The sequence below is a fragment of the Streptomyces sp. NPDC104106 genome, from assembly GCF_055584345.1.
Window position 1 is genome coordinate 57,432 of the sequence record NZ_JBVJMF010000022.1, and the last position, 20,372, is coordinate 77,803.

Annotated in this window: 23 protein-coding genes; 6 read left to right on the forward strand and 17 right to left on the reverse strand. The window is 70.0% G+C overall.

Annotated features, from left to right (window positions below; all coding sequences use genetic code 11):
- Positions 1-30: 30 nt before the first annotated feature.
- The 17 genes from ACZ60X_RS36310 to ACZ60X_RS36390 all read right to left on the reverse strand — a co-directional run bounded on the left by ACZ60X_RS36310 (position 31) and on the right by ACZ60X_RS36390 (position 13,772).
- Complete coding sequence (locus ACZ60X_RS36310) at positions 31-306, reverse strand: hypothetical protein (RefSeq protein ID WP_469608036.1); 276 nt, start codon at positions 304-306, stop codon at positions 31-33.
- Positions 303-944: a hypothetical protein gene (locus tag ACZ60X_RS36315; protein WP_469608038.1), complete on the reverse strand. Its 642-nt coding sequence runs from the start codon at positions 942-944 to the stop codon at positions 303-305. The genes ACZ60X_RS36310 and ACZ60X_RS36315 overlap by 4 nt, the downstream gene beginning before the upstream one ends.
- A 70-nt stretch (positions 945-1,014) precedes the next feature.
- Positions 1,015-1,230, reverse strand: a complete 216-nt coding sequence (locus ACZ60X_RS36320) for a hypothetical protein (RefSeq protein ID WP_469608041.1) — start codon at positions 1,228-1,230, stop codon at positions 1,015-1,017.
- Positions 1,231-1,271: 41 nt separating this feature from the next.
- Positions 1,272-2,372 (reverse strand): DUF6919 domain-containing protein, encoded by a 1,101-nt coding sequence (locus tag ACZ60X_RS36325; RefSeq protein WP_469608043.1) that lies wholly within the window; start codon positions 2,370-2,372, stop codon positions 1,272-1,274.
- 22 nt (positions 2,373-2,394) lie between these two features.
- Positions 2,395-2,934, reverse strand: a complete 540-nt coding sequence (locus ACZ60X_RS36330) for a hypothetical protein (protein WP_469608046.1) — start codon at positions 2,932-2,934, stop codon at positions 2,395-2,397.
- Between the two features lie 26 nt (positions 2,935-2,960).
- Positions 2,961-3,713: a DUF6197 family protein gene (locus tag ACZ60X_RS36335; protein WP_469608048.1), complete on the reverse strand. Its 753-nt coding sequence runs from the start codon at positions 3,711-3,713 to the stop codon at positions 2,961-2,963.
- A 103-nt stretch (positions 3,714-3,816) separates the two neighbouring features.
- Positions 3,817-4,059 (reverse strand): hypothetical protein, encoded by a 243-nt coding sequence (locus tag ACZ60X_RS36340; RefSeq protein WP_201843353.1) that lies wholly within the window; start codon positions 4,057-4,059, stop codon positions 3,817-3,819.
- A 122-nt stretch (positions 4,060-4,181) separates the two neighbouring features.
- Positions 4,182-4,775, reverse strand: a complete 594-nt coding sequence (locus ACZ60X_RS36345; RefSeq protein ID WP_469608051.1) for a hypothetical protein — start codon at positions 4,773-4,775, stop codon at positions 4,182-4,184.
- A gap of 175 nt (positions 4,776-4,950) precedes the next feature.
- A complete protein-coding gene (locus ACZ60X_RS36350; protein WP_469608053.1) occupies positions 4,951-5,193 on the reverse strand; it encodes a hypothetical protein in 243 nt (80 codons plus the stop codon).
- 99 nt (positions 5,194-5,292) lie between these two features.
- Entirely contained in the window at positions 5,293-5,490 is a 198-nt protein-coding gene (locus ACZ60X_RS36355) for a hypothetical protein (protein WP_469608057.1), read from the reverse strand.
- A gap of 107 nt (positions 5,491-5,597) precedes the next feature.
- Positions 5,598-6,323, reverse strand: coding sequence for a hypothetical protein (locus ACZ60X_RS36360; protein ID WP_469608060.1), 726 nt, complete (start codon positions 6,321-6,323; stop codon positions 5,598-5,600).
- A 186-nt stretch (positions 6,324-6,509) separates the two neighbouring features.
- On the reverse strand, positions 6,510-7,868 hold the full coding sequence (locus ACZ60X_RS36365) for a hypothetical protein (protein ID WP_469608062.1): 1,359 nt from the start codon (positions 7,866-7,868) through the stop codon (positions 6,510-6,512).
- A gap of 196 nt (positions 7,869-8,064) precedes the next feature.
- Positions 8,065-10,710, reverse strand: a complete 2,646-nt coding sequence (locus ACZ60X_RS36370) for a DNA translocase FtsK (RefSeq protein WP_469608065.1) — start codon at positions 10,708-10,710, stop codon at positions 8,065-8,067.
- A gap of 116 nt (positions 10,711-10,826) precedes the next feature.
- Positions 10,827-11,240 (reverse strand): RRQRL motif-containing zinc-binding protein, encoded by a 414-nt coding sequence (locus ACZ60X_RS36375; RefSeq protein ID WP_469608067.1) that lies wholly within the window; start codon positions 11,238-11,240, stop codon positions 10,827-10,829.
- Positions 11,240-12,856, reverse strand: a complete 1,617-nt coding sequence (locus tag ACZ60X_RS36380; protein ID WP_469608070.1) for a hypothetical protein — start codon at positions 12,854-12,856, stop codon at positions 11,240-11,242. The genes ACZ60X_RS36375 and ACZ60X_RS36380 overlap by 1 nt, the downstream gene beginning before the upstream one ends.
- Positions 12,853-13,284 carry a hypothetical protein gene (locus ACZ60X_RS36385; RefSeq protein ID WP_469608073.1) on the reverse strand — a complete coding sequence of 144 codons (432 nt, stop codon included), beginning with the start codon at positions 13,282-13,284 and terminating at the stop codon, positions 12,853-12,855. Before ACZ60X_RS36385 ends, ACZ60X_RS36380 begins: the two co-directional genes overlap by 4 nt.
- The gene (locus ACZ60X_RS36390) at positions 13,281-13,772 is read right to left on the reverse strand and encodes a hypothetical protein (RefSeq protein ID WP_469608076.1); all 492 of its coding nucleotides are present in this window, start codon (positions 13,770-13,772) and stop codon (positions 13,281-13,283) included. The genes ACZ60X_RS36385 and ACZ60X_RS36390 overlap by 4 nt, the downstream gene beginning before the upstream one ends.
- A 278-nt stretch (positions 13,773-14,050) precedes the next feature.
- On the opposite strand from ACZ60X_RS36390, the gene ACZ60X_RS36395 reads away from it, so the two are divergent.
- The 6 genes from ACZ60X_RS36395 (at position 14,051) to ACZ60X_RS36420 (ending at position 20,357) form a co-directional block, all read left to right on the forward strand.
- Positions 14,051-14,803 carry a GntR family transcriptional regulator gene (locus ACZ60X_RS36395; protein ID WP_469608079.1) on the forward strand — a complete coding sequence of 251 codons (753 nt, stop codon included), beginning with the start codon at positions 14,051-14,053 and terminating at the stop codon, positions 14,801-14,803.
- A gap of 440 nt (positions 14,804-15,243) precedes the next feature.
- Positions 15,244-16,635 carry a hypothetical protein gene (locus tag ACZ60X_RS36400; RefSeq protein WP_469608082.1) on the forward strand — a complete coding sequence of 464 codons (1,392 nt, stop codon included), beginning with the start codon at positions 15,244-15,246 and terminating at the stop codon, positions 16,633-16,635.
- Positions 16,636-16,772: 137 nt separating this feature from the next.
- Entirely contained in the window at positions 16,773-18,980 is a 2,208-nt protein-coding gene (locus ACZ60X_RS36405; protein ID WP_469608084.1) for a Mucin-19, read from the forward strand.
- Complete coding sequence (locus tag ACZ60X_RS36410; RefSeq protein WP_469608087.1) at positions 18,977-19,243, forward strand: hypothetical protein; 267 nt, start codon at positions 18,977-18,979, stop codon at positions 19,241-19,243. The genes ACZ60X_RS36405 and ACZ60X_RS36410 overlap by 4 nt, the downstream gene beginning before the upstream one ends.
- Positions 19,240-20,019: a hypothetical protein gene (locus ACZ60X_RS36415; RefSeq protein WP_469608089.1), complete on the forward strand. Its 780-nt coding sequence runs from the start codon at positions 19,240-19,242 to the stop codon at positions 20,017-20,019. The genes ACZ60X_RS36410 and ACZ60X_RS36415 overlap by 4 nt, the downstream gene beginning before the upstream one ends.
- Positions 20,016-20,357, forward strand: coding sequence for a hypothetical protein (locus ACZ60X_RS36420; protein WP_469608091.1), 342 nt, complete (start codon positions 20,016-20,018; stop codon positions 20,355-20,357). The genes ACZ60X_RS36415 and ACZ60X_RS36420 overlap by 4 nt, the downstream gene beginning before the upstream one ends.
- Positions 20,358-20,372 lie beyond the last annotated feature (15 nt).

The window sequence follows — 20,372 nt, forward strand, 5'->3', positions numbered from 1 at the left end:
CCAGGCCTTGACGGCCGTCCCGGGGCGGATTCAGAGGATGATCTGGTGGGCCTTGGCACACTCCCAGCGCAGCTCCCAGCCGGGGCGCAGGCCGCGGGCGGCCCAGTCGATCCGGGCGTGGTCGGGAACGGGGATCTCGCGCCCGTTGTGCAGGTGCTCGAGGGCCTCTTCGACGACGCGCCGGGCGGAGGCGAAGGCCGCGTTCTTGTCGCTGGCCAGGCCGGTGAAGACGTGGATCCCAGTGCGCTGGTCGTCGGGGTGGCAGATGGGGACGTCGACTTCCCACATCTGCGTGCGGCCGGTCATGCCCCGTCCTCCGAGGTCTGCGGGTCGTACGCGGCGTGCAGGGTCAGCGGGACGATCGAGTAGTTGGTGATGGTCTCGTCGTCCTCGCCGTCGGGCCCGAACAGCGACAGGTCCTCGGCGGCGTCGTCGCCTCCGTGCTCGGGGATCCACGCGTGAGTGACCTCGATGCGGTCGTCGTCGCGGGTGCTGAGGTCCGATCCGCAGGCGCGGGCCGCGGCACGGTTGGTGAACAGGCCGCAGGGGATGGTGTCGTGCTCGGTGCGGTAGATCGTCAGCTCGACCGGCTCGCCGGGAACCAGATGGGTGATGCCGGGGAAGGCGGCCTCCGCGGCGGCCAGGCGCTGGGTGAGCTGGTCGATGTGCGCGAGCAGCTGCTTGATGTCGGTGGGGGCGTGGGCGATGAAGTCGGCGTTGGCGGCGTCGCGGCCGTCGGGGTGCACGTCGAGTTCGGCGATGCAGTCGTCGTCGCTGGCCAGGTCGTTGATGCCGACGCAGCGTGTGAGGACGTGGCCGTTGAGGGTGGCGCTCTGGACCGTCCACGGTCCGGGGGTGGCGGCCTGGACGCGGCCGCGGATGGCGTCCAGCCAGTTGGCCGGGTTCTGATCGGTCGGGTTGAGTGCCGTCGTGTTGATCGTCACGGGATTGGGTCTCCTGTGTTCTGGTGGGGCCGGGCGCCCGGCGGGCCGTCCGGAGTCCAGGGGGATCTCGTCAGGAACTGGTCGGGGCAGGGCTGGTGCCGGCGAGAGTCTCGGCGGCCCAGCGGGCGGGGGTGTCGACGGCCCAGCGGGCGGCGGTGTTCTTCAGGAGCTGGTGCCAGTCGCCGTTGAAGGCGGAGGGCGCCTCGATGTCGCTGCCGACGATCTGGTCGACGAGCACACGGGCTTCGGCGTCGGTCTGGGGCTGGGGGGCGGGCGTGGTCTGCACGGGCAGGCTCCTTCCTGCGGGGAGGGATGGGGAGGTGGTTGTCAGCTGGGGTCGGCGGGGGCGAGGTCGGCCGGGCGGAGCACGGCGTCGAAGCCGTCGGCCTTCGCGTTGAAGCGGGCCGCCTGGCGGGCCTGGTCGCGCAGGATGCGCGGGGGAACTCGCCGGTCGTCCGGGCGCATCGCGTTGCGTCGTTGGCACTCGGCGTCCGGGGTGTCCGGCAGGACGGCGATGGCCGGCAGGCCGTGCTGATGGGCGAGGTCGGTGTACTTGCGGCGGTGGCGGGCCTCGGCGTGGGTGGCGTCGAGGACGGTCAGCAGGCCGCGCTCGAGGCGGGCGGTGAGGATCGCGTCGAAGGCGGTGACGGCGGCCGGGGTGGCGCTCTGGTCGGCGCGGGTGCCGGCGGCCAGAGCGCGGAAGGCGTCGAGCTCGAGGACGGAGCCTGCGGGGAAGTGCCGTGCGGCGAGGGTGGACTTGCCGGAGCCAGCCGGGCCGATCAGCACGTACAGGCCCGGTTCGGTGATGTTCGGTGCGGCGGCGGGTGTGGGCGGTGTGTAGAGGGCCTTGGCCAGGACGTCCCACAGCACATCGTCGCGGCCCCATTGGGGGTCGACGACCGTGAGCTGGATGGCGATCTCCAGCTCGCGGAACAGGTCGCGGTGGATGAGGTGGGCGGGCCAGATGCTGCGCAGGTCACGCTTGCTGAGCAGCGCACCGAAGGTGGTGTAGTCGCGGCCGTCCACGTTGGTGACGGGATACCCGAGCCTGTGGCTGTCGGCGCACACGACCAGTCCGGCCGCCCGGGCGGGTCCGATGATCTGGTTGACGAAGTCGACGCCTTTGCGGTCGCGGCGGACCCAGCCGGTCACCGCGGCGCGCTGCGCCCACCAGCGGCCGTCGAATCCCGGTCGGGAGATACCGGGCTGGGAGTTGTCGGTCAGGTAGCCGGCGCGGTTGGCGAGGGCGAGGACCGGCACCAGGTGGGTGGTCTCCTCGTCCGGGCCGCAGTTCGGCATGACGCCGGGATGGGAGGCGATGCGGCCCTCGAGCCATAAGGCGGTCAGTTCGGCGAGATCGGCGATGGAGCGGGCCGCGCGCCAGCGGGCACGGTCGGTGCGGCTCACTCCGGGAAGTCGCAGTCGCATGGGCGTGGTCCTTCCGTCCTGATCAGGCGGGCAGCTGGGTGGCGAGGCGTTCGGCGGCGTAGGCCTGGTCCTCGCGGCTGTCGATAAGGACCTCGATCTGCCGGACGGTGCGGCGCGGGAGCCGCGTGACGCCGTACGCGTGGGCGCAGAAGTCCAGGTGCTGCTGGCGGGAGGCGGGGTCGCCGAGCTGGTGGCCGTGGGTGAACTCATGCACGAGCAGTTGGTTCACGGCGGCCTTGTCGGGCACATTCGCCAGGTTGGCGACGACCAGGACACCGACCTCGCGCAGCACGGTGATACCGGCCTTGCCGCGGGCGTTGCGGCGGGCCAGGCGCAGTTCCTTGTTCGCCGCGCGCGAGCTGACGCCGGGGACCAGGGCGAGTTCGGAGCGGGCGGCGGCCTCCGCGAAGTGGTTGGTGTCGCTGGTGAGCAGCAGCTCGATGTACGGCAGGGAGCCGAACTGGTAGCGGACCAGGTCCGCGGCGGCGTCGGCGATCTGCCGGGCGTGCCGGGCCAGGCCCCGGTTGCGGAACCCGACGCGTGCTTCGGTGATGGCGACCATGAGGGGTGTCCCTTTCGTGGCGGTGGCTACTGGGCGGCGGCGCGGGCGCGGTCGGCGGCGGCGAGGAGGGCACGGTGGACCTGCTCCTCGGTGCGCTGGAGGTTGTCGTTCCAGCGCGGGATGGAGCGGCGGCCGATGACCGAGCGCAGGTAGACGTTGGCGTCGGTGGCGGTCGTGCGGCTGGCGTAACCGGAGTGGACGAGCTCCTGCTCGGCGCCGATCACGCAGACGCCGTCGGCGGCGACGAAGTCGCCCTGGACCCAGCCGCGGACGCGGATCGTCTCGGAGGTTGCCTGGAGGAAGTCGGCGGCCCTCAAGGCGCGCACGGCCTCGGGCCGGGGAGCGGGCGTCGCCTCGAGCTGCCGCGTCGTGCCGGTCCGGGGGATGGTGAGGTCCCACAGCAGCCGGATGGAGCAGACGAGGACGCCGGCGGCGAAGAGCGTGGAGTACTTCAGCAGCACCCAGGCGGCGCGGGCCGCGCAGCGGCCGGCGGTGCGGGCCAGCTGTCCCGATCGGGTGGGGATGCGCGGGTCGGGCGGGCAGGGGCCGGTGGCGATGCCCGCCTGCCGGATGAGGGTGTCGGTGTCCGGCAGCACGATCACAGGCGCCTGCTGGGCGTCGTCGGTGATCTCGGGCTCGGCGGAGGGCTCGTCGCGGAAGGCGGCGGCCAGCTCTTCGGCGAGGGCCTCGGCGAACACCGCGTCCACGGCGGCCGCGAGGGCCGCTTCGGACCAGAAGGTCCGGGGCGCGGCAAGCGTGGCTGTCGAGTGTGCGGGCATGGAAAGGCCAACCTCTGCTGCGGGGGGAACGGTGGGAGGGAGAAGGAGGCCCGGGGCGGTCGGCTGAGTTTGGCGACCTGGCGGCCGCGCCCGGGGTGGCGAGTCAGCTGGTGGGCTTGTCGCCGGCGTGCTTCTTGATGCCCTTGAGGATCGCGTCGCGGGTGACGCCGAGGAAGCCGGCGATGTCGGTCTGGGCGCCGCGGTAGGAGCCCTTCAGTTCGGCGATCCGGGTCCAGAACGTCTTGTCGGCGTCGGCGATCGCCTTGTCGCGGGCTTCTTTCGCCTCTCTGACGGCTGCCTCGAGGTTCTGTTCGGCACCGTCGGGTCGGCTGTGTCGGGGGGTCACTGGTGAACTCCACTCGGGGTGTAGGAGACAATGGTTCCGGCCCCCTGCTCCGGGTGGAGCGGGATGGGAGGCCGGGGACGGCGGGCTGAGTTTGGCGACCTGGCCGCCGTCCCCGGGCGAAGCTACGACAGCCCGGCGCTGCTGCGCTCGACGGCGTCCAGCTCGGCGTTGAGCGTGCCGTAACCGAGGTTGTCTTCGGCGTTGCGCAGGTGCAGGACCACTGCCATCAGCCGCTGGACCTCGTCCTGGTCGCCGCGGGCGGCGTACTGCTGGGAGAGGCCGCGGACGGTGCCGCCCAGTTCCTCGATCACGCGGCTGGCGACCAGGCTGTCGAGGACGTCGTCGGTGTCGGCTCCGCTGTCGATGTCGGCCCGCAGCGCGCGCAGGCTCTCGGTCATCTCGAAGAAGACGTCACCGTCGAAGCCGTCGGGGTCGAGGGCGTCGGCGATGCCTTCGACGACGCCGTCGTAGAGCCGGTTGATGCCGTAGAGGATGACGCCGTAGCCGATCAGCTTCCAGGCGGTGGCCTGGGCGATCCAGGCCGGGCCGGTGTGCGCGAACCACAGTCCGGCGAGGGCCAGCAAGGCCGAGCTGAAGAACAGGTCGCTGCCGTCGACGGCCCGGCGCAGCATGCGGGTGACGAAGCGGCGGACGATGACGTTGTGCGGTTCGGTGCGGGCCATGGTCTTGCGGGGCGAGGCGGTCATCTCGGTCACGTGCTGCTCCTTCGGCTGGAGTTGGGTGGAGCGGGTTGGAGGGCCTGGGGCGGTCGGCTGGAGTTGGCGACCTGGCGGCCGCCCCGGGCTTCTTACAGGACTCCATAATGCAGAATCTAAGTATGCATTACAAGAGTCTGCGCGTAGTTTGGGTGCTGTCGACCCGAGCGGCGAATCAGTCCTCGCGGAAGGTGGCGTACTCGCCCTGCGGATAGACGTAGTTGGTCAGGGCTCCCTCCGCCGCGACGGCGGCGGCTCCGAGCGACGCGATGCCGGCGGCGGCGAGGTGGCTGTGCTGGCTGGCCAGGTTGGCGGCGGAGGAGGCCACCTGGGTCGCCCGGTGAGCGAGGGCGGGCGAGCCGTCGGCGCGGCTCGTGTGCTCGATCACCGCATCGCGGAGCCGGTCTCGAATTCCCATGTCGGATCTGCCTTCTCTTCGGCGGGTGGGAGGCTCCCGGGGCGAGCGGCTGGAGTTGGCGACCTGGCGGTCGCCCCGGGAGAAAGAGGGGCCGGGCCGTTACCAGTCCCCGAAGGTGCACACGGGCCCGCACTCGCCGCGGGCGTGGGGCGAGTGGGGGCCACGGAAGTGGTCGTGGATCTCCTGGGTGCGCCGCTCGTCCTGCTCGCGGCGGCTGGGCGCCCAGCGGACCGGCTCGGCGCCGGCGGTCAGGCGGCCGAACTTCGGTCCGCCGCAGGTGTGCTGCGTCCTGGCCACGGTCGCTCCTTCCAGGTCGGGTCGGTACGGAGAAGGTCCTGGAGCTGCGAGTTGGGCCCGGGACGGCCGGTGAGTTCGGCAACTGTGGCGGCCGTCCCGGGGCGGAGTCAGTTCCGGTCGGCGGGGTCGAGCTCGGTCGGCCAGAAGCCGAGGAAGTCCGCGTACGTTTCGCGCTCCTTGCCGCTGAGGCCGCGGACCGTGAGCTGTCCGTCGCGCGCCTCGGAGACGATCCGGCCCACCTTGCCGATCAGGTCGGTCCGGTCGGCGAGGAGGCCGGAGACGGCTGTGATGCGGACCTGCTGGCCGATGACGAATCCGCCGGCGACCGGAATGCCGGGCGCGTAGGGGTCGGAGATGCGGCCCTTGTTCTCCGGGCCTCCGTCCTCGGCCCACTTCTCCCAGGTGCTGGGCATGGTCCTCAGCAGGGCCTCCTGGCGGAACTGGGCGGTGCTGTCCGGGACGTCCATGGCGAGCGCGAGGTGCTGCACGGTGCCGCCGCTGTTGGCGTGGGAGCGGACCACGGCGTCGCGGATGCCCTCCAGGCGGGGGATCAGCCGGTGGTCGAGGTCGTTGATCGCGGTGTACCAGTCGTTCGGTCCGGCGAAGTACGGCTCTCCCTGGGCGTTGCGGCCGGTGCGGAGCATGGCCATCGCGTGGAGCGCGGTGTGGAACCAGTCGGCCATCACTCCGGCCTCCCCGCCGAGGGCCTTGGCCTGGGCGGGGGTGAGGCTGATGGTGATGTCCACGCCGTTCATCCGGGCGTCGCCACCGTAGCGGTAGCTGATCGGGTCCATGGGCGAGCTCTGACCTCCCGGCTGCGTCTTCTCGGTCACGTGCTGCTCCTTGTCGGAAGTCGGGTTGAGCGGGACGGAAGACCCGGGGCGGTCGGCTGAGTTGGCGACCTGGCGGCCGCCCCGGGGGCTTACACACTCCATAATGCAGATTCAGAGTATGCATTTCAAGACTATGCATTAAACGGGTGCGGGTTTCTCTGGAGGCGCTGGTCAGAGCCCCAGAGATCACCCGTCACCGGTGACGTGGGTGGCATCTCCGTCGGTGGTGGTCGTGATCACCGAGTTGTTCTTGCCGGAGACCTGGACGGTGGTGGAGGAGCGGCCGGCACTCTCGCGTATGGCCTGGTCGGCGGCCTTGAGGTCGCCGCGGACGGCAGCTGCCTCGCCGGCAGTCGGGGTGCGCCCGCCGGCGGGCGGGCGGCCGTCGTTGCGGACGCTGATCTGCTGGCGGCTGCCAGAGACGTGGATTTCCTGGACGGAGCCGGTGGTGCGGCCGTTGCCGACGTTGACGACACCGGTCACCACAGTCATGCCGGGGCGGGAGGCGGCGTGGGCGGACGCTTCGGCCGCGGCCGCGCCGGCCTGCGCGGGCGGACGTGCCTTCGCGGCCTTCTTAGCGGTGGACTTCGGCGCGGCGGCCGCCGTGGGCCCGGTGACGGAGACCGGTCCGGTGACGGTCTCGCCCGCGCGGACGGTCACCCCCTGCTTGCGGGTGTTCGTCCTGGTCCGAGTGCGCGGGGCGGCCGCCTTGCGGGCGCGGCCGGCGGCGGCGCGGTTGCCACCCTCGCGGACGCGGCGGGCTTTCTCTTCTGCCCGGGCGAGCGGTGCGGCAGCTCCCTTGCACTCGGTGCAGAGGATGCTGACGCCGGGTGCGGTGATCCGGCCGGTGTCCTGGCAGACCAGGCACGTCGGTCCCTTCTCCGGGGCGGGGACGCCGAGGGCCTTGCGGTAGGCGGCCACCGAAGGGATCTTCATGCCGTCCTCGGGGCGGCGCCGCCTGCCCCCGGCCTTCGCGCCCTTGGGGGCCTGTTGCGGCACGCCGCCGGACTGGATGATCCAGGCGGTGCGCAACGCGGCGGCGACCGGCGCGAAGGCGATGTTGAGGGCTTTCTTCTTGGCCTTCCGCATCGGCTTCCGCACGGCGCGCTTGACGCGGGTCTTCGCCTTGCGGTGGGCGTACTTGGCGGCTTCCCGGTAGGCGCGGACGACCTGTTCGACGTGGTCATCGATCGGGGGCGGGGGTTCCTCCCCGAAGCCCGCGTCGATGATCCACAGCAGGGCGGGGTTGGGGTCGGCGTAGAAACGCTGTTGGGAGTAGGCGGCGAAGTATGCGGTGTCGATGAGGGGTTCGGGCCACTCGTGGCCGCCCGGGCACAGCACCTGGACGAACGTGTCGGCCCGCTCCTCGTACACGAGGACCAGCTCGGTGTCGACCGTGCAGACCGGGCAGGCGACGGGGTGCTGAAGCCACTTGTCGCGCAGCTTCGCCTCCGGGTCGGGCTCGATCCACATGAAGCGGCGCTCGCAGGCGATGCGGTGGTAGCCGGCGGCCGGCTTGGGGTAGCGCTTCGGGTCGATTCCCATTTTCGGACTCCAAGGGATCTTTCGGGCGTGAACCGGTGTGGAACCGACAGGAACTCGCAGGTCAGGGGGGGTGGAACCGGGCCGGAACCGGGATCTTGGCGGGTACCGGGTTCCGCTGGTCTCGAGGGGGTTCCGGGCCGGTTCCGGCCCGGTTCCCCTCGCTGACCTGCGGTTCCGTCCCGATTCCGGTGCCCGGTCAGCCCTCTGACGGGGCCTCTCCGGTGATCACCTTCAGGTCCCGCAGGCGCCAACCGCGGGGCAGGTTCTTGCTGTACTTCTCCAGCGGCCAGGAGTGGCCGGTGGGCTCCAGGACCGCGTCGACCGCCACCCGGACCGCGTCGATCCGGGCCTGGATCTGCTCGGCCTCGTCGTCGCCGTCGAAGTTGTCCAGCGCCCAGGTGTCGGGGTCCACCTCGCCGAGCGCCTCGGCCAGTTCCTCACGCGAAAAGCCGGCCGGGTCGCCTCCGTCCCGGAAGATGCTTCGGATGGTGGTGATGAGGGCGGGCGGGCCGGACGAGCGGCGCCGGCGGCGGCTCTCCTCGAGCGCGGCCTGCTTCGCCATCAGGTCCTCCAGGGTGATCTCGGAGAACTCCTCCGACTCCGCGTCCATCGCGACCAGGTGCCGGCCGCGCTCCCGGCCGCGCCGGTCGTACTCCTCATCGGAGGTGATGCACGCCCGGTACGGGATCGGCTCGCTGTGCCTGGATCCGGCCAGGACGTAGGCGACGCCGGCGTCGTTGAGGTCCTTGCCCATCTGCGGCTGCAGGCGGTGCGGCGCCCATCCCTCGTCCATCGCGCCGGAGTGGAGCACCAGCCCGATGTCGTCCTTGTCGCAGGCGGCCATGACCTGTACCTGCAGCTCGTTGAGCCAGGTGTTCTTGCCGATCCGCTCCTTCGTCAGGCCTTGCGAGGCGATCACCATCGTGACGTCGGACTTGGCGCAGGTGTCGGCCATCTCGGCGAGCTTGCCGTCCAGGTTGATGTCGCCGGTCTTGCGGCCTGTCTCCTCGTCGTAGATGACGTGCTTACGGGAGGCGATCACCAGCGCGGGGAACTCGTCGACCACGAACTTGATGCCGGGCCGCTTCGAAGAGGTCACCCAGGTCTGGCCCATGCCCAGCTCGTCGAACAGGTCGGGGCGGCCCTGGCCGACGGCCAGACCCCAGTCCAGGGCCTCCGCCGCCAGGAACGGGTCGGTGATGACCAGGTGCATCCCGCGGCGCAGGCCTGCGAAGCCGCTGCCGGCCGAACCCAGGTCGATGCCGATGACGATCTGATCGTCCGTGGCGGTCAGCACGTCCGCGATGGCCCGCAGCCACGTGGACTTGCCAGAGCGGGACTTGCCGACCATGTTGACGTTGGTCCGCTCCATCGGCAGGCCCAGCGCGGAGCCGTCCATCGCGGCCGCGATCTGCGCCTCCGGAATGTCGTCCGTGGTCAGCGACTTCGGCTCCCGATAGGGGAGTTCGGGCACCGCGGCCCAGGCGTCCTTGCCCGGAATCGTGATGATGCAGTAATTCCGCGACTCGGCCGACTGCCGCAGCAGGATCGACGACGTCCGCACGCCCGGCAGATTCGCCTCCAGGTCGGCCAGTCCATCGGCAATCCGCTTCGGCGTCATCCCGTCCAGCCAGACGTGCACGACGTAGGCGTACTCGAGCGGGTCCACCCGGAGCGACTTGATCTCGCACTTCAGCTTCTCGACCAGGGCCTGCCGCATCATTTCCTGGAACACCCGCGGGGTCATGCCGATGGTGACCTCCTGCGGCATGCCGTCCTCGATCTGCTCCAGCCTGGCCAGCTCCTCCTCGGTGAGCTCGACATCCCGGCCCATCCAGGCCAGGCCGAACATGTTCACCATCAGCGCGGCGAGCAGGCCCCACACGTTGGTGAGCCCGAAGGTGACCCCGTCGACCACGACGACCGGCCCGTACACCAGACCCGCGCGGGTCCACATGGCCCGCTTCGCCGCCTCGCCAGCCGCCTTCGCAACGACCAGCTGCTTGCCAGACTCCATCTGCAACGCAACCGCTGCCTGCCGCTTCTTGTCCCGGTCACGGATCGCCAGCTGGGCGCGCCTCGCTGCCCGTTCGGCCTCCTTCACCGAAACCAACGCCAGCTTCAGGTCCGCCTTGGCCTTGGCGCCCTCGATGCCGACCACCCAGGCCCGCACCCGCTGGTGGCCGCGCCACATCCGCGGCAGCAGACCGTGAGGAGTGCGCTGACGGGCCACGCTCTTCCGCATCCGCCGGCGCGCCTGGCGGCGCAGGAACCGCAGGTAGCCGCGGCGCCCCTCACGGGTGCGCAGCTGCGGATTGATCCACGGCCGGTCCCCCTCGGGGTCCTCGCGCACCTCCCACTCCTGGGAGGTGTAGACGGTGCCCTCGACACCCCGGGAGTGCTCGGGCTCCGGCTCGCCGTCATCGTCTGGGCCCTCCCCGGGCGCCGCCGGCTCGGCCGGCACCTTGGTGAGCGTGAGGTGGGGCAGCTCGCGCGGCACGGGAAGCACCAGCGTCTCGTCGGCCTGTTCGGCCAGCGCCGCCTCCACCACGGTGTCCGTGGTGATCGTCTCGCCGTACATGAGGGCGTTGAACACCGGCTCCAGGTCCTCGACGAGCCGAATGCGCACCTCGCGAGCCTTGGACTCCTCATCCGGGCCCACTACGCCGAGCCGCTCCAGCTCCTCCATGACGAGCTCCGTCTGCTGCCAGCCCATACGGAGCTTGCGCTGCAGCATGGACCGAGAACCGAACTGGGTGGACACCACGAGCTCCGCGGCATCCCACACCAGTCGGCGGTCCAGGCCGGCGCCGACTACCGGGTTGGTGTCGATCTCGGTCATGCTGGTCGTGCCTCCGTCTCTGGGGGCGGGGCGCGAGACGAAAGCCGGTCATCGCTCTGGTAGGTGCAGCCGGCACCTCCCGTCTCGCGCCCCTGTTCAGTTGGCTTCTTGGTGCTTCACGCCGCGAGCAATGGATCGTCGGAATCCCAGGCCTTCGGGGCGTTCGGATCGCACTCCCGGCACACGCCCGGGTCGCGGTTGATGTAGTAGCCCTTTTCGGTCTTGCACTCCGGGCAGGTCCGCCGCGCCGCGAGCGCCTTGTGGACCGACGCCCACTTCGCCGGCGTCATCGGACGCTGCTTCTTCGCCTGGTCGACCCGGTAGAGGTAGGCGAACCGCTGGCCTCGGCGTATCCACCAGCCGAGTTGGCCGACCGGCTCCTGCCCCCCGGGGCGTAAGCCCCGGGCTTTCAACTGCCGGTAGGTGGCGAGGACTTCCTGGTCCGGTCCGTCGGGGTGCCCGACGGGCCAGGTCGGGATGCCGAACCGTAAGCCCTCCGGGTCCCAGAAGTGCATGCTGATGCGGGGCATCAGGCGCTCCGCCGGACCGGGTTCTTCGCCTCGGAGATCCGGGTGTAGGCCCAGGTCTTGCTCGGCCGGCCGAGCTCGGCCGCCTTCTTCTTCGGCAGGTTCGCCTGGCGGCGCTTCTCCGTCTCGTCAGCGACCTCCTTGAAGCCGACCTTGCGGCCCGCCGCGAGCTCTCCGCGGATCCACTCCTCGATGTCCGCGTTCTCGTTCGCGCTGTACGCCTTCGCGGACACCGACGCGGCCTTCCGCGCACCCGGCGACAGGTTCCGTACGGCGCTCGCCGTACGAGCCTTACGCGTGCGCGGGCGCGCGGTTTCGCGTGTGCGCGCGGGCGCGGAATCAGACGTGCGTGCGGACGCGGGGACGGACGGGTTGATCTGCACAGATACCGTCCGCAACCGGGGCTTTTCGGAGACTGTGACGAGTCCGCTCGAGGACGCTTCAAAGACCCGCACAGGGAGGGTTGCGGACTGCTCCGCGGACTCCTTCACGGACTCCTCAGAGCCCTTCGCGGACCCCTCCTCGGAGGTCCTTTGGGCGAGCGCTTCCGCGAGTCGCCGTCGCTCGAACCGAACCTCCGCCAACGCCTCCAGGACGACCGTCCGGCGTCCTTCGGCCTCCACCAGATCACCGAGCATCTCCGCGGACAACAGCGCCAGGATCTCGTCCGAGAGCGCCTCCGATCCGGCACCCTCGAACACCGTGTACGCGACCGTCCACGCGTCCTCCTCGGACAGCCGCTCGAACCCAGCGACCGCCCGCAGCCGCTTCGCGGCATCCCAGACCCTCGGCAGATCCTGCCTCCGCGTCCTGCGCGTCGCCCTCGCATCACGGCGCCGGCGCCGCTCCGCACGCAGCCGCTCCCGGTACTCGATGTGCCGGCCGAGCTGCACCAGCTGCCACACCAGGATGGGGATGATCGAGGACGCCGCCAGGACACTGCCGAGCAGCACCCCGTAACGGTCACCGCCGACGTTGCGGCCGTGCAGGTAGTTGACCCACGAGGCCAAGCCCGCGAACGCATACACGGCGATCCGGTACGGCCACGGCGAGCGGCCCTGCTTCATCGCCTTGGCCTCGCCGGCGGTCGCCGCCCAGGCCGAGCACTCCAGCATGAACGGCAGCAGCGCGACCAGCAGGCCGCCGGCCCAACCCATCGCGTCCACGATGCCGGTGTCACTCAGCGACGAGGCCTGGGAGATCAAGGCGGGAACGATGCTGCAGGCCATCACCGCCAACGCGGCCGACAAGTCCAGGTGCTCGGCCAGCCACTTCGGCGCGGCGTCGAGCCGCTGCTGCCACCGCTCCCGGCGCAGCCTCCGATCCCGCTCTTTCTCCTTGCGGCGCTCCTTCTCCCGCTGAAGCTTCGCTGCCTCGGCCGCCTGCTTCTTCGCAAGCTCGGCGGCGTCCTTCTGCGCCTTGTCCTTGCGGGCCTCCTCGGCCTTCAGCCGCTCGGCCTCCAGCTCCTGAGCCCTCAGCCGCATCTCCCGCTCGAACTGCGACTCCTCCTTGCGGAGTTCGAGGTCGACATCGAGAGCCTTGTCCTCCCGGGCCTGCCTGGCCTGCAACTCCTGGTCCTGGCGGCGCTCCGTACGGAAGTCAGCGAGGCTGCTGCTCATCGGGCACCTCCAGCGGGGGCTGCCGCGTGCGGCGCGTAGCGGTACAGCACGGCAACCAAGACGATCAGCCCGACGATCACCAGGCGGGTGCCGACCGCGGGCACGAGCCCCAGCAGCCATGCACCGCCACCGATCGCGAGCGGGATCTGCACCCAGTCCAGGTCAGCGAGCGCACGCGTCAGCCGGGCGCGGAAGTCCATGACGTGGTCGATGCCGTACGCATCCGCCACGCCCAAGCCGACGACCGGGAGCGCCAGCAGAACGCGGTGCCACCAGGCGGCCTGCAGGCCCAGGCCCCAGGCGACACCGAAGGCTACGAATCCGGTGATCAACCAGGTGGTGACGAGGGCCTGTGCCTGGATGACCGTGACCTGCGGAGCGGAAATCTTGACCTTGGTCCGCGTCGAAGTAGTCGTCGCCGCACTCACGCCGCCACCCCCGCATCGAACAGGTGGCGGACCAGCCCGGCACCCATGCCGGTGCGGGGCCTGCCCTCGATCAGGGTGTCGCCGAGCTTCGCCACCGGCTCCAGCGGGGCCACCGCGTAGTCCTCGTCGTCGCCGAAATCGGCGCCCTCGACGGCGAGTCCCAGCTCACCGCCGGCGAAGCCGACCGGCACCTCGACGTCCTCGACCTTCGCGACCCTGCGGACGACCTTGTTCGCCGTCAGCCGCACGTACGAGAAGTCCAGGACCCGCTTGTCGATGCGGTCCATGTTCGTCGCGAACTCCAGCCACACCTCGGCGGCCAGGTCCTCGACCCCGTACGAGTCGGTGGCGGCCGGCAGCTCGTTGTGCCCGCGGATGTAGGCCAGCAGCGCGTCGGCATGACGCTCGAACGCCGCAGCCAGCAGCCGCGAACCCGCGATCTCTACGCGCTGTTCTGTCGGTCGCTTGCCTGCGAGAATCTTTGACACGGTCGTAACTCCGTTTCAGTCGGTACGGCCGGGCGGCTCTCCGGGTCTCTGCCAAGACCACCCGGAGGGCCGTTTTTGGCATGGCGGTGCCCTCGAAAGCCCCGCCCAATTTCCGCGGAACTTCCCTAGCGAGCTTGTGCCGCCGCCACCCAGGAAAGACCCTTCCCTAGCGAGCTGTCAACACCTCCCTAGCGATGTATGCTCCAGGCGTGTTGTCGGGCCTCGGAGTGATCTCTGCGGCGTGGGGCCGTAGGATCGCTAGCGAGGTAGGGAGAGGGATGGCTGGAGAGACGAGCAAGCTGCCGAAGTACCGGCGCATCGCTGACGATCTGCGCACCAAGATCGATGAAGGCGCATTTGGTCCCGGCGACCGCTTGCCTGGGGAGAACCCCCTGGCTGCCGAGTACGGCGTGGCCAGCATGACCGCGCGTCAGGCGCTTAACGCCCTCAAGAAGGAGGGCCTAGTCGAGTCCCGCAAAGGGGCCGGCTTCTACGTGCGGTCGTTCCAGCCCGTCCGCCGTCGAGGCATCGCGCGCCTGTCCCGCGAGCACTGGGGATCAGGTGCCAGCATCTTCTCCGCCGATGACAGCCGAACACTGACAAGCGAGAGCACGTTCCTCGGTCGGCTTACCGCGCCGCCGCTCATCGCCCAGGCACTGGGCCTCGAAGGTGAGAACTCTGCGTTCGCCCGCAGTCGTCGCTTCATCGTCGAGGACCGGCCGATCCTCTTGTCTACGTCGTACATGCCGTACGACCTGGTCGCAGGGTCGCAGATCACTGAAGAACATTCAGGCGACGGCGGGATCTACGCTCGGTTGACTGAACTCGGTCATGCCCCTGTGCACTTCCGTGAAGAGATCCGAGTCCGCATGCCCTCGGCGGAGGACACCGTCGGGCTCAACCTCTCCTCAGACACGCCAGTGATCAACATCGTCCGGACTGCCTACGAAGAGGGCGGACGGGTTGTGGAGGTCAATCACATGACTCTCGACTCGCTCTCGTACGTGCTCGAGTACGAGTTCGACGGATAAGGAGAACGGCTCCGTGAATCTTGGTATCCCCCCGTAAAACGGGTGACGGCCGCCCCTGCGGGAACAGGTGCGGCCGTCGAAGCGACTCCCCCGCCGGCAAGCATCGGAGTCGTGGTCAGCGCGGTGACCGCGCTGGGTGCCTGGACCACCAGGGCCCGCGGTCACCACGAACAGGATAGTCAGGCTCGCCGTCGAAGCTCCACTGCGGCTTCGATCATGTAGGCCGAGTCACGTTCATCTGCTGATCATCGGCTCCCTTTGATCAAGGGACCGTACGTGTCATACCAGCACAACCCTGCTGCTCCGCCGTTCGGCCAGAGAGCGGCACCCCCGAGCTCCGCGGGGGCAATCTCACGAACCCACGGATCGCCATCCGCATCCTCGACCGTCGCCCGGCCGCGCCAGGCCATCGCTTCCAATCGACCTGGGGGGCGAGGCCGATGAGCCTTTCTCCCGAGGTGCGCCGGGGCGGCGGCCTGCCGTTCGGCCAGGTCGTGTCGCAGTGGGTGTGCGATCCCCGGTACACGACCAACCTGCGCACGCTCTATTCGATCCTCGTCACGTACGCCGATGTAGGCGTGCGGGACACCGGCCGCGGCAAGCCCTACCGGCGCGAGCTGGCGGCGCAGCTGGGTGTGAGTGAGAAGACGCTGGACCGCACTCTCCTCGAGGGCGAGGTCGCTGGGCTCTTTCGCATCGAGCGCCGTACGGACCCGGATAACCCGAAGCTCAATGACGCGAACGTCTACCAGCTGAACGACGCGGCTTTCTGGCGTGGGGAGTGGGTTGATCCGCTGGGCCCGGACCAGAAGGCGAAGGATGTCGCGGAGGCGGTCACGGCGGCGCGGGTGAAGGCCAAGAAGGACGCCGGGATCATGCCGAAGGGCGGGCGGAAGGCGGCGAAGACTGGGCCGCCGATCGACCCGAAGGATGGTGCTGCTGAGGGGGTGGCGTCACCCATGACGCCACCCCAAGGGGAGGGGGGTCCCGTCACCCATGACGCCACCCCTGGCGTCAACCATGACGGGAGGGTGGGGTCACCCATGACGCCCAATATCAAGAACCCAGTCGATAACCCTTCTCGAGAGCCCGCCCTTCCTTCCGTCCGTCCTTCGTCTGCAGCTCCCGCGCGCGAAACGAAACCGGACGGAGGGACGGACGGGACGGGGGATCTCGCCAACTCCAAGAGCAGGCCTGCGGACGCCGTTGTCGATGACTCGCCCGGCGTGCAGGTGCTCAATGCGATCGCCCAGGAGTGTGGTCCGGAGTTCCTACTGACCGGGCCGGTGCTGGCCGAGCAGGGCCGGGTTGTGAGCGGAATGCTGGCGAGCGGCTGGACGGCGGAGCTGATCCGCTATGTCGTTGCCGGCCGGCCCTGGCCGCAGAGGATCACGACGACTCGTGAGGCAATCATCGCGGGCCGGTTGCGGCGAGCTGCGAGCGGGCCGGCTCCGTCGGCGGCCGCGCCCATCCCGGCGCAGTCGGCTGCGCCGTACGGGAGCGAGTCGCGGTACGAGGACATCGATGAGGTCTGGACGCCTCCGGCCTGGTCGGGCGAGATCAGCCGCGTGATGCGCGAGTGCGAGGAGTGCGGGAGTCCGGCGGTTGCCGACGGGTACGACAAGTGCCCGCGGTGCCTGGGCTGGCCAGAGTGCAGCGGATCGTGCAACATCCCCGGCTCGAAGAAGCGGGTTCCTCCGTCTGAACCGTCGGGCCTGTGCTCGTCGTGCCGGAACCTGCAGGACGTGATGGGCGAACTGATGGGGCCGGAGCCGGTGTCGGTGGGGTCTGGGAGCATGCAGGGTTCCGGCGCGGATTCGGTGGTGGGGTGAGCGGTGGCGTTCTTCTCCTGCTGGACTGTCCGGGCCCGGCAGCACCCCCAAGTAACGCATAGCTTGACTATGCATAGTCATAATCTGCACAATGGGTCGCGGTTGTTCCGGCGATCTCCGAAGGATGTCTCTGACTGATGGACGCCAAGAGCTACAACGCCGGCCTTGCCGAGCTGCGTGAACTGCGTGACGAGATCAGGCCCTTGGAGCGCCAGCTGAAGAAGCTGCTGGCCGACCGGGATAAGAAGATCGCTGCGCTGGGCGAGTATGAGAAGGCGAAGGCCGATCGGTTGGCCACGTCGGCCGGCCTGTCGGTGATCGACGTCGTCGCCCTCGTGCCCCGCCTGGGCCCCCAGGCGCCCACCAGCGAGCCCGCGGCGGAAAACCTGGCCACGGAGTCCACCGGTGATCGCCCCGCGGCAGAGGCGGCCGCACAAGCGATCAAGGAACCTGCCGCATCTGTCGCTCCCGACCGTCACACGCCGCCGACCCCAGTCGAAGAGCAGGAACCCGAGGGCCAGGACGAGGAATCGGCTCCCGACACCGCCGAGGCCGCGCCGACCGAGCAGGCCCCCACAGCTCAGCCCCCGCAGCCAGCCGGAGAAGCACCTGCACGTGAACTGCCGTCGATCCCGGCCGGGCCGGACGGCGACCGCTGGTTCAGGGCCGAGTCGAACCTGGTCTCGGCCCGGCCGAACTTCAAGCAAGCCGTGCGGCAGATGGCGTTCCTCGACACCGCGGCCGGTGTCCTGGTGTGGAGCGGCGGGACTGCCCGGCTGGAGCTGGGGCGCGCGAGTGTGGCAGAGATCCTTACCGCGGTGTACGCGACGGTCCCGGCCTCGATCGAGCGCATCTACGTGACAGGAGGCGATCCGTGGCACCGGGACGCGGCCCGGCATGAGTGGCTCAAGGACGCGGTTGCTGCGTGGCTGAATGGTCCGCTGCCGGAGGGCTGGCAGGTGGAGTCCTCGCGCGGCAAGGACCGGCAGGCCGGGCACCTGGTCCACCCACGCAATCCAGTGGGCCGGTGGCAGCGCGGCGACCAGCACACCGAAATCAGGTCCGTGGGTGAGTGGTTCGACCCCGAGGGTGCGCCCCCGGAGATCGTGCGGCAGGCCTTTGTGGAGCTGTGGAAGGCGCTGCACGAGAAGTGGCGGGACGTCGTGCTGATGGGGTCGCCGTCGCAGACCGGCCGTGACCTGTGGACACGCACCATCCCGGAGCGGGGCCGGTGGGCGGATGGCTATCCAGTGCTGTCGCAAGAGATCCGTGGTCTGCTGCACGCGACGGCCGGGCAGGGCCGCACCGAGCTGATCACGCCGCCTCGGGTGCCGGCGAAGGTTCCGGCCTGGTACGAGCTGGACCGCACGTTCGCCTACGCCCGGCACTGCTCCACCTCTCCGACCGGCGTTCCGCGCCGGATGACGAAGGACTCGTTCGCCGCGTTGAGCGACAAGGAGATGGCGGATGTGCTGTATTCGCCGTCGCACTGGCAGGTGAAGGTCACCATCCCGGAGGGGTGGGAGCACGTCGGGCTGCTGCCCGCGCCGGCGCCCGGGGAGCGGTCCTGGCACTACCCGTACGAGCCGGGGCAGACTTTCGTCACGTGGGCGGGAGGCGCCGAGGTCAACCTGGCCCTCCGCAACCCGCTCATGCCCTGGAAGGTGGAGGTCCTCGACGGCCTGGTGTGGGAGAAGAACCAGCGCCCGCTGCAGGAGTGGTCGACGAAGCTGAAGAGCGTCTGGAATCACCTGCTTCGTTGGTCCACCGCGCACGGGGATGAGTCGATGCGGTGGGCGTTCCGACTGGCTGCGCGGGCGGTTCGGTCGATCCTGCTGTATGGCATCGGGACGTTCGCACAGCGCCCGAAGATCACCACCGGGTCCGTGGAACTCAACAAGGACGGGTCCACGCCGGAGATCCCCGATGGCGCGCATCTGACCGGGATCACGGACACGCACGTCACCTGGCAGCGCTACGGCGGGTTCGCGCGGGACCCGTACGCGCACCCGGAATGGGCAGCCGCCGTGTGGTCGGCCGCGCGTGCGGCGCTGCTGTCCACGCACCAGAGCGTGGTCATCGGGCAGGACGAGAAGACCGGCGACGTCAAGGTCGGCAAGGGAGTCCCGGCCGGCGCCCTGCATCTGCCGGCCGGTTCGGTCCTGGCGTTCCGTACGGACGCCATCTACACCACCGTGCGGCCGGACTGGCCCTACAGCGGGCAGCCGGGCGACTACCTCCTCAAGGGCGCACTGGACTGGGAGCAGACCACCCCGACCAGCGACGAGGAGTTCTACACGCTGCAGAAGTTTGGCCGCCAGAATCTGGAGGCCGAGGGGCTGTGACCGCGGACGTGATGTGGGAGGCCCGCTGGGAGCACTCCGAATGCGGCGCCTCCGGCGAAGCCCTGTTCCCTGATGAGGACTCCCCCGCCTCCGGACACGACGACTGCCCCGAGCCGGGCGACGTCGGCTGGTACGGGCAGTGGGAGTGCATCTGCGGCGCCGGCGGTGACGGCGAGTGGGAGGACGGCGACCGGGCCGCCTCCGGCCATGAGTGCGATACGGGCGACGAGTTGGACGACGAGGTTGAGGAGACGGCCGCATGACGCCCCCCAGGCAGCGCGGCGGCGGCCGCCGCGATCAGCGCAACGAGGCCGCCCGCCTCACCGACCAGCTCATCGCCGAGGGCTTCAACCGGAAGCAGGTCGCCGAGATCCTCGGCCGTGACGCGTCGCTGGTGTCGCAGTTCTTCACGAAGAACAAGGGCGCCTCGATGGTGGAGGCGTTGCGGGCGGTCGTGCAGGAGGTGCAGGCCGGCGGGCCGCGGGACATCGACAGCCTCAAGCGGCTGGCCCGCGCGCACGTGCGGCCGCGTCTGACCAAGAGCGGTGAGCGGGCTCGTGTGCGCCACCGGAACACGGTGCGCAGCACTCGTACGGTCACTGATGAGCGGGGACGGCGGGTGAAGGAGTGGACGTCGTCCCTGGCGCGGGCCGGTAGGCAGCACATTGCCGCCGGTGCGCCCCGCCTGTATCCGGTGATCGCGGAGGCGGCCGCAAACAACGGAAAGATCGCGTTCACGGTGCGGGCGCTGCGTCGCATGTTCACCCACGACGCCGGACGGCTGGCCGACTCCCCCGGTGTGCGCCGCAACGTCGTCCAGCGCGCCGACGGCACCGAGGAACGCGCCTACGGCGCGAACGTCGGCGGCCCCGGATCCGGCGAACAGGGTTTCGACGCGGTCCAGTTCAAGCAGCTTGTGGACGCGGCAGGCGGGGACGTGACCGCTGCGGTGCAGGGCTGGCTCGTCATGACCGGCCGTATGCATCCCGAGGCCGAGATCGTCTACCTGGAGATCCGCGCCTGGAAGGAAAACCGGTGAGGACCCACCACAGTGCTCGTCACTGCGGAAAGAAGGACGTCACGCCGGGCGAAGCCACTGCTGGCGTCACCGAGCTGCTGCTCGCCGGCGGCCGCGCCGAAATCATCATGCTTCCCCGCGAGCAGGGGTTCGTGTGGGAGGCCACCAGTGCGGATGGCACCCGGGGTGACGCCGCGGAGCCGCTCGGGAGCGAGGGGGAAGTATCCGCGGACGCCGGGGCCTTCCTCGTCCAGCACGCCGACGGCGATACCTACGACCACGACGCTGCACACGCCAGCTGCTTCCAGCCACACCGGTCCGCGGGCGGATACGTCGATTGCGACGGACGGCCTCTGTAACCCCTGACGGGACAA

Coding starts and splice junctions, on each gene's coding strand:
- ACZ60X_RS36335 (WP_469608048.1), bottom strand. CDS start 3,713: ATGCCCGCACACTCGACAGCCACGCTTGCCGCGCCCCGGACCTTCTGG.
- ACZ60X_RS36380 (WP_469608070.1), bottom strand. CDS start 12,856: ATGAGCAGCAGCCTCGCTGACTTCCGTACGGAGCGCCGCCAGGACCAG.
- ACZ60X_RS36415 (WP_469608089.1), top strand. CDS start 19,240: ATGACGCCCCCCAGGCAGCGCGGCGGCGGCCGCCGCGATCAGCGCAAC.
- ACZ60X_RS36400 (WP_469608082.1), top strand. CDS start 15,244: ATGAGCCTTTCTCCCGAGGTGCGCCGGGGCGGCGGCCTGCCGTTCGGC.
- ACZ60X_RS36330 (WP_469608046.1), bottom strand. CDS start 2,934: ATGGTCGCCATCACCGAAGCACGCGTCGGGTTCCGCAACCGGGGCCTG.
- ACZ60X_RS36350 (WP_469608053.1), bottom strand. CDS start 5,193: ATGGGAATTCGAGACCGGCTCCGCGATGCGGTGATCGAGCACACGAGC.
- ACZ60X_RS36405 (WP_469608084.1), top strand. CDS start 16,773: ATGGACGCCAAGAGCTACAACGCCGGCCTTGCCGAGCTGCGTGAACTG.
- ACZ60X_RS36310 (WP_469608036.1), bottom strand. CDS start 306: ATGACCGGCCGCACGCAGATGTGGGAAGTCGACGTCCCCATCTGCCAC.
- ACZ60X_RS36325 (WP_469608043.1), bottom strand. CDS start 2,372: ATGCGACTGCGACTTCCCGGAGTGAGCCGCACCGACCGTGCCCGCTGG.
- ACZ60X_RS36370 (WP_469608065.1), bottom strand. CDS start 10,710: ATGACCGAGATCGACACCAACCCGGTAGTCGGCGCCGGCCTGGACCGC.
- ACZ60X_RS36365 (WP_469608062.1), bottom strand. CDS start 7,868: ATGGGAATCGACCCGAAGCGCTACCCCAAGCCGGCCGCCGGCTACCAC.
- ACZ60X_RS36395 (WP_469608079.1), top strand. CDS start 14,051: ATGGCTGGAGAGACGAGCAAGCTGCCGAAGTACCGGCGCATCGCTGAC.
- ACZ60X_RS36375 (WP_469608067.1), bottom strand. CDS start 11,240: ATGCCCCGCATCAGCATGCACTTCTGGGACCCGGAGGGCTTACGGTTC.